This window comes from Curtobacterium sp. MCSS17_008 (genome assembly GCF_003234185.1).
Taxonomy (GTDB): Bacteria; Actinomycetota; Actinomycetes; order Actinomycetales; family Microbacteriaceae; genus Curtobacterium.
On record NZ_QKSM01000027.1, the window covers coordinates 1 to 6,874 of the forward strand.

Sequence of the window (6,874 nt, forward strand, 5' to 3'; positions counted from 1 at the left end):
CGAGGCGAACGCTCCCTTCGGCGGGGAGAAGAACTCCGGCCTCGGCAGGTTCCGCGGCGACTGGATCATCGACGAGCTGACCCGGTTGCACTGGGTCTCCGTCCAGCGGACGCCACGAGACTACCCGCTCGTGTGAGCCGCCGTCGCACCCCACAGGCGGGAGCAGCACCCGCTCTCGTGGGTCGACGCGTCCGGCTGATGCGCATCCGGGGCCAGGGTCCGAACGTCTAGTCCCTGGGGGCGTGTGCACGGGTGGCGAGGTAGCTTCCGGCGGTAACGAGGCACGGAGGCCCACGTATGCCCGACAGGATCGCAGACATCTGGGGGACCAGGACCCCGTTCCGGCGTGACGAGCTGTGGCCCGTCCGCCTCGACCAGAAGCTCGCGGACGGCGTCACGGAAGCCGACGTCGACCGGTGGGTGCAGTCGGCGTGCACCCTCTGCAGCAACGGCTGCGCGTGTGACATCGCCGTGCTGGGGGACCGGATGGTCGGCGTCCGCGGGCGAACCGCGGACGTGGTGAACCACGGCCGGCTCGGGCCGAAGGGCCTGTTCGGCTCGTGGCAGGGCATGCAGGGGCAGGACCGCCTCACCCGTCCCCTGATCCGGGTCGACGGTGAACTCGTCGAGACGGACTGGGACACGGCGATGGACATGGTCGTCGCACGGAGTCGAGAGCTCCTGGACGAGAAGGGGCCCCTGTCGCACGGGTTCTACACGAGCGGGCAGCTGTACCTCGAGGAGTACTACGCACTCGGCATCATCGGCAAGGCAGGGCTCGGCACCCCGCACATGGACGGCAACACCCGTCTGTGCACGGCGACGGCCGCCGCGGCGATGAAGGAGAGCTTCGGGTCGGACGGGCAGCCGGGCAGCTACGAGGACATCGACTCCTGCGACGCGATCGTGCTGTACGGGCACAACATGGCCGAGACCCAGACGGTGCTCTGGATGCGGGTCCTCGACCGGATCGCCGGCCCCGATCGCCCGCTCGTCATCTGCGTCGACCCGCGTGAGACCGAGGTCGCGCGGCACGCCGACGTCCACCTGCCCGTCCGTCCCGGTACGAACCTGGCGCTGATGAACGGGCTCGTCCGCGAGCTGTTCCACAACGGTTGGGTCGACGAGGACTACGTCGGTGCCCACACGGTCGGCGTCGACGAGCTCCGGGAGACCGTCGAGCAGTGGACACCGGAGGCGGTCGCGGAGACGTGCGGGGTGAACGCCGACGACGTCCGCCGCGCCGCGCGGATCATCGGCACCAGTGAGCGCGTGCTGTCCACGGTGCTGCAGGGCTTCTACCAGGCGTCGCAGGCGACGGCAGCGGCCTGTCAGGTGAACAACCTGCACCTGTTGCGGGGCATGCTCGGCAGGCCCGGCTGCGGGATCCTGCAGATGAACGGGCAGCCGACGGCACAGAACACCCGCGAGACCGGCGCGGACGGCGACCTGCCCGGGTTCCGGAACTGGGAGAACCCGGACCACGTCGCTGAGCTCGCCGAACTGTGGGGCGTCGACGTCGACCGGATCCCGCACTGGTCGCCGCCCACCCACGCCATGCAGATCTTCCGGTACGTGGAGCAGGGAAGCATCGAGTTCCTCTGGGTGTCGGCGACGAACCCGGCCGTCTCGATGCCACAGTCGGCCAGGATCCGCGAGGTCCTGGCGAAGGAGGGCCTGTTCCTCGTGGTGCAGGACCTCTACCTGACCGAGACGGCGATGCTGGCCGACGTCGTGCTGCCCGCCGCCGGGTGGGGTGAGAAGCAGGGCGCGTTCACGAACGTCAACCGCACCGTGCACCTGGCGGACAAGGCGGTCGACCCGCCGGGGGAGGCGCGCAGCGACCTCGACATCTTCCTGGACTACTCCCGGAGGATGGACTTCCGCCGGAACGACGGCTCGCCGTTGCTGGACTGGAAGGGCCCGGAGGACGGGTTCCGCGCATGGCAGGAGTGCACGCGCGGGAAGCTCTGCGACTACACCGGGATCACCTACGAGCGCCTGCGCGGGGGCAGCGGGATCCCGTGGCCGTGCAACGACGAGCACCCGGACGGCAACTCGCGACTGTACGCCGATGGCGTGTTCCGCACCGGCATGGCGGACGCCGAGACGTACGGCCACGACCTGCTCACCGGGGCCACCGTCGGACCGACGGCCTACTCCGCGATGCGCGTCGACGGAAGAGCGATCCTCAAGCCGGCTGCGTACCAGCCGCCGCACGAGGAGCCGAGCGACGAGTACCCGCTCCGGTACACGACCGGCCGTACGGTCTACCAGTTCCACACCCGCACGCGCACCGGTCGCGCGCGGCAGCTCCGCGGAGCGGCGCCGAGCGCATGGGTCGAGCTGTCCGTCCCGGACGCCGCCCGACTCGGCATCGAAGAGGGGGACGTCGTCCGCGTGCGGTCCCCGCGCGGTGAGATCGTCGTCGCTGCACGGGTCGGGGACGTCCGCGAGGGGACCGTGTTCGCCCCGTTCCACTACGGCTACTGGGATCGAGGCGACGTCGGACCGGACGGCCGCCCGACCGCGGCGAACGAGCTGACCGCCACGGAGTGGGACCCGGTGTCCAAGCAACCCCTCTTCAAGGTCGCGGCCGTGCACGTCGAGAAGGTCGCGGACGGTGACGGGCCGTCCGCGGCCCCCACGACCGCGGCCTCCCGGCCGGCCCGGCCGAACCGTGTCCCCGCGACCGTCGGCGGACCCGATGCCGAGGTCGAGGAACGCGTCCGCGCCGCCGCGCCTCCCCGCGCCGAGGACCAAGGAGGACGATGATGCTGCTCCCCGTGTACCTGGGACTCCTGCGTCGGTCGGAACAGCTGCTCGCCGAGTCGTTCCGACAGGTCGCCGAGGGACACGCAGCCGAGCCGGACGTGTTCCACCTGTGCCACACGCTCGCGGTGCAGTGCGATGGACACGCCGAGCGGCTGGACCCCGTCATCGAGCGGTACGGGGAGGCGGACACGGAGGACGAGCCCGAGCGTCTCCACGCCGAGGCGCTCCCGACCACCCGGTCGGGTCCGGTGGGGCTCCTCCGCGACCTCCAGGACGTGTACGTGCTGGCCTCCCTCGTGGACATCACGTGGACGGTCGTCCGACAGGCGGGTCAGGGGCTCCGTGACGAGGAGCTCCTCGCGGTCGTTGCCGGGTGCGCGCAGGAGACGGAGCTGCAGCTGTCATGGCTCCGCACCCGGATGAAGCAGGCGGCGCCACAGGCGCTCGTCGTGGCGTCGTGACCGCCTCCCGCCCCGCCGCGGGAGCGCCAGACCGTGGTCGCTCGACCTCCGGAGCGATCCGGGCCGGACTGCTGTGCCTGGTCGTGCTCGTCCTGGCCGGCGCCGTGGGCCTCGCCACACGCCAACCATGGCTGTTCCCGAGCCTCGGCCCGACCGTGATGCTGTTCTTCACCGCGCCCCGGCAGCCGTCGTCGCGCCCGCTCAACACCCTCGTCGGTCACCTGGTGGCCATCGCCGTCGGCTACGGGTGTCTCCTCGTGTTCGGGCTCTCCAGTGCAGCGCCGGCGCCGACCGGCGGCCTCACCGTGCCCTACGTCGCCGCCGGCGCACTGTCCGTCGCGGTGACGACCGTCGTGCTGCAACTCGTCCGTCTCCCGCACCCGCCGGCCGGAGCGTCGACGCTGATCGTGAGCCTGGGCATCCTGAGCGCGCCGGTGCAGCTGCTCGACATGGTCGGAGCCGTCCTCCTCGTGACCGCCGCCGGATGGGCACTGCAGCGGCTCGTGCCCGCGCGCTCGTGAGCGACCTGGACGCCGTCCTCCTCGCCGGAGGACGTGCCAGACGGTTGCACGGCACCGACAAGGCGATGCTGGTGCTCGACGGCCGGCCGCTGCTCGCACACGCCCTCGGTGCCGTCGCGACGGCCCGTCGCCGGGTCGTCGTCGGACCGGTCCGCCACGGTCTGCCCGCCGACGTCCTGTGGACACGGGAGCACCCGCCGTTCGGCGGACCGGTCGCAGCCCTCGCCGCCGGCCTGGAGGCACTGTCCTCGTCCGGCGCACCGGCTCCGCTCGTCGTCGTGGTCGCCACCGACCTGCCCGCGGTCGGAGCCGCCGTGGACGCGGTCCGGGCGGCGCTCCGTCCCGCCGTCGATCCCCGCGGAAGCGGTCCGAGCGACACGGCGGCCATCGATGGGTGGGTGGCCGCCGACCCGGACGGCCGCCGGCAGCCACTGCTCGCCGTGTACCGCACGGCAGCGCTGGCGGCGGTGGTCACGGCGCTGCACGGCAGCAGGGACGGTCTGGACGGCGCGTCGATGCGGGAACTGCTGGTGGGGTTGCGGCTTGTGGACGTGCCGCTGCCGGGCGCGCTGACGGCGGACATCGACACCCCGGCGCAGCGTGACGCCGCTGTCGGCACCGGGGGACGACGCACGTGCGACCTGATCGCTCGAGCGGAACGGACGGAGGACACGAGATGACGGAACCGGCAGCACTCGAGGGATGGGCCGGTCGGGTGGGCGACGCGCTCGAGCTTCCCGAAGGGGCCGTGGAGATCGGTGCGGTGCTGGACCTGGCGCGCGACACCGCGCACGGCGTGACCCGCGCCGCAGCACCCCTCACCGCCTACCTCGTCGGCGTCGCCGTCGGCCGTGGCATGGCGCTCCCGGACGCGATCGCCGTCGTGCAGCGCTGCATCGAGGACCACCGGTGACGGTGGACCTCGATGAGGCCCTGCGTCTCGTCCACGCCGTCGGGGCTGCCGTGTCCCTGCCGGCGGAGACCGTCGGACTCGGCGATGCGGACGGGAGGGTCCTTGCCGCAGACGTCATCGCCGCGACCCACCTGCCCGTCACCGACACCGCCGCAATGGACGGATGGGCGGTGGCTGGGGACGGTCCGTGGTCCATCGACGGGTTCGTCCGGATGGGGGACCCACCCGGAGTGCTCTCGGCGGGGAGAGCTCGCGTCGTCACCACCGGCGGTGCCGTCCCGAGGGGCACGAGCGCGGTGCTCCGTTCGGAACGCGGTCGGGAACGTGACGGCGTCCTCACCGCCGACCCCTCGACGGCGCCGGCTCCCGGAACCGACGTCCGCCGCGCCGGTGAAACGGTGAGGGTCGGCGCCGTCGTCGCCTCGAAGGGAGCGCGTGTGACACCGGCGGTGATCGCAGCATCGGCTGCCACCGGGGTGGACTCGCTCGAGGTCGTCGCCCAGCCACGCGTGGCCGTCGTGCTCGTCGGGGACGAGATCGTCCAGCGAGGCGTCCCCGGCCCCGGGCAGGTGCGCGACGCCCTCGGGATCGCCGTGCCGGACCTGCTCCGGGCTGGTGGCACCGTTGTCGAGAGCGTCGAACACGTTGCCGACGACCCGGACGCGCTCCGGCAGGCGATCGACCGCAGCGGTGTCCACCTCGTCGTCACCGCCGCTGCCACCGGACACGGAGCCGGAGACCACCTCAGCCGCGCGCTCGATGCGGCGTCTGCTCACGTCGAGTTCCGCGGCGTCGCGATGCGACCCGGGCACCCCACGCTCCTCGCCTGCCGACCGGACGGCGTCCCGGTCCTCGGCCTACCGGGCAACCCGTTCGCCGCCATCGTGGCGCTGACCGTACTCGGACTCCCACTCCTCGCCGGGGCGCTGGGCACCGCCGCTCCGCAGCGACGGCGCCGGATCGCGGCAGAACCGTTCACGCCCGGCGCTGACGGTGTCCGCGTCGTACCGGTGTGCGAGGCAGACGACGGCATGCGGGCGCTCGAGCAGGGGCCGTCAGTCGTCTCCGGAGCCGTCCACGCCGACCACCTGGCCTTCGTGTCAGCGGGCGGCGTGGCGGCCGGTGGCTCACTCGCCGTTATCAGCCTCCCCTGGCGGCGCTGACGCGTGCGCCTCCTCGTCGCGTTCGCGGTGGTGCTGGTCCTCGCCGTCGCGATCTCGGCGATCGGGAAGCGGACGATCGTGTCGACGACCGTGCTGTTCCTCGTCGCCGGGTTCGTCCTTGACCGAGCTGCTCGACCAGCTCCGCCCGGACGACACGCTGGTCGTCTGGCGTCTCGATCGCCTGGGTCGCTCGATCCGGCACCTCATTGACCAGCTACAGGCACTGGGGGAGCGGGGCGTTGGCTTTCGGTCACTGCAGGAACCATTGACACCACCTCGCCCGGCGGTCGGCTCGTGTTCCACGTCTTCGCGGCATTAACCGAGTTTGAACGGGAGCTCATCCGCGAGCGCACTCACGCTGGCCGCGCGAGCGCGCAGACGGACCGACGGTCGACCTCCGCGGCTCTCGGTAGATCAAGTGCGAACTGCACGACGGCTCTACGAGCAGCAGGACATGACTGTCGCCCAAACCGGTGACGTCCTCGGGGTGAGTCGCACGACCGTATACCGGGCACTCCGACGAGAAAGTGAACCTGTTGCTGAACGGCGTGGCAAGACGTCCGGTTGACCACCGGCTAACGGGCACGTTCCGTAGCGCAAAGGCGATCCGATCGGACCGCGATAGTAGGGTGCCGGTCGTGTCAACCCGGAAGTGTGTGTGTCGAAGGAGGCGGCATGATCGCGGGGCTGAACAGACTGGTCGAACTGGTCGAGAGTCGTCTAAGCGATGATCTCGACGTTGCAGCCTTGGCTCGGGAACTAGGCACGACGGAGTACCACCTCCGGCGGATGTTCTCGTCGCTCGCTGAGATGCCGCTGTCGGACTACATCCGGCGTCGCCGAATGTCAGTCGCGGCAGCGGATGATCTCGGCAACGACGACCTGCTGAGTATCGTGGCGCGGTACGGCTACGGCTCAACCGAGGCATTTGGGACTGCTGCAGGTTCGGTTGACTCCTGACAGGTAGGAGCGTTGGCTCCTGCTGGAAGGATGTGCGCCATGGTGAAGGCGTATCCGGAAGAGTTCCGCCGTGATGTGATT

The 6,874-nt window shown here is 71.2% G+C and carries 7 protein-coding genes and 2 pseudogenes; all 9 read left to right on the forward strand.

Annotated elements, in window-relative coordinates; translation table 11 throughout:
- The first annotated feature begins 297 nt into the window (after window positions 1–297).
- Entirely contained in the window at window positions 298–2,775 is a 2,478-nt protein-coding gene (locus tag DEJ23_RS15195; RefSeq protein ID WP_111241075.1) for a molybdopterin oxidoreductase family protein, read from the forward strand.
- On the forward strand, window positions 2,772–3,236 hold the full coding sequence (locus DEJ23_RS15200; RefSeq protein WP_258375595.1) for a hypothetical protein: 465 nt from the start codon (window positions 2,772–2,774) through the stop codon (window positions 3,234–3,236). The genes DEJ23_RS15195 and DEJ23_RS15200 overlap by 4 nt, the downstream gene beginning before the upstream one ends.
- Window positions 3,233–3,757 carry an HPP family protein gene (locus DEJ23_RS15205; RefSeq protein WP_220034243.1) on the forward strand — a complete coding sequence of 175 codons (525 nt, stop codon included), beginning with the start codon at window positions 3,233–3,235 and terminating at the stop codon, window positions 3,755–3,757. The genes DEJ23_RS15200 and DEJ23_RS15205 overlap by 4 nt, the downstream gene beginning before the upstream one ends.
- Window positions 3,721–4,437: a molybdenum cofactor guanylyltransferase gene (locus DEJ23_RS15210; protein ID WP_111241076.1), complete on the forward strand. Its 717-nt coding sequence runs from the start codon at window positions 3,721–3,723 to the stop codon at window positions 4,435–4,437. Before DEJ23_RS15205 ends, DEJ23_RS15210 begins: the two co-directional genes overlap by 37 nt.
- Window positions 4,434–4,670 carry a DUF6457 domain-containing protein gene (locus DEJ23_RS15820; protein ID WP_181429293.1) on the forward strand — a complete coding sequence of 79 codons (237 nt, stop codon included), beginning with the start codon at window positions 4,434–4,436 and terminating at the stop codon, window positions 4,668–4,670. The genes DEJ23_RS15210 and DEJ23_RS15820 overlap by 4 nt, the downstream gene beginning before the upstream one ends.
- A 2-nt stretch (window positions 4,671–4,672) precedes the next feature.
- Window positions 4,673–5,833 carry a molybdopterin molybdotransferase MoeA gene (locus tag DEJ23_RS15215; protein ID WP_181429294.1) on the forward strand — a complete coding sequence of 387 codons (1,161 nt, stop codon included), beginning with the start codon at window positions 4,673–4,675 and terminating at the stop codon, window positions 5,831–5,833.
- Window positions 5,793–6,151 (forward strand): annotated as a pseudogene (locus tag DEJ23_RS16040) (recombinase family protein); the annotation flags it as partial. The gene DEJ23_RS15215 and the pseudogene DEJ23_RS16040, both read left to right, overlap by 41 nt.
- A gap of 7 nt (window positions 6,152–6,158) precedes the next feature.
- Window positions 6,159–6,401 carry a helix-turn-helix domain-containing protein gene (locus DEJ23_RS16045; protein WP_309147091.1) on the forward strand — a complete coding sequence of 81 codons (243 nt, stop codon included), beginning with the start codon at window positions 6,159–6,161 and terminating at the stop codon, window positions 6,399–6,401.
- A gap of 107 nt (window positions 6,402–6,508) precedes the next feature.
- Window positions 6,509–6,784, forward strand: a pseudogene (locus DEJ23_RS15230) (helix-turn-helix domain-containing protein); the annotation flags it as partial.
- Between the last annotated feature and the right edge of the window lie 90 nt (window positions 6,785–6,874).

What these genes read in the sequence shown, in the direction of transcription:
- DEJ23_RS15195 (WP_111241075.1), top strand. Translation starts at nt 298, where the DNA reads ATGCCCGACAGGATCGCAGACATCTGGGGGACCAGGACCCCGTTCCGG.
- DEJ23_RS15200 (WP_258375595.1), top strand. Translation starts at nt 2,772, where the DNA reads ATGATGCTGCTCCCCGTGTACCTGGGACTCCTGCGTCGGTCGGAACAG.
- DEJ23_RS15210 (WP_111241076.1), top strand. Translation starts at nt 3,721, where the DNA reads ATGGGCACTGCAGCGGCTCGTGCCCGCGCGCTCGTGAGCGACCTGGAC.
- DEJ23_RS15820 (WP_181429293.1), top strand. Translation starts at nt 4,434, where the DNA reads ATGACGGAACCGGCAGCACTCGAGGGATGGGCCGGTCGGGTGGGCGAC.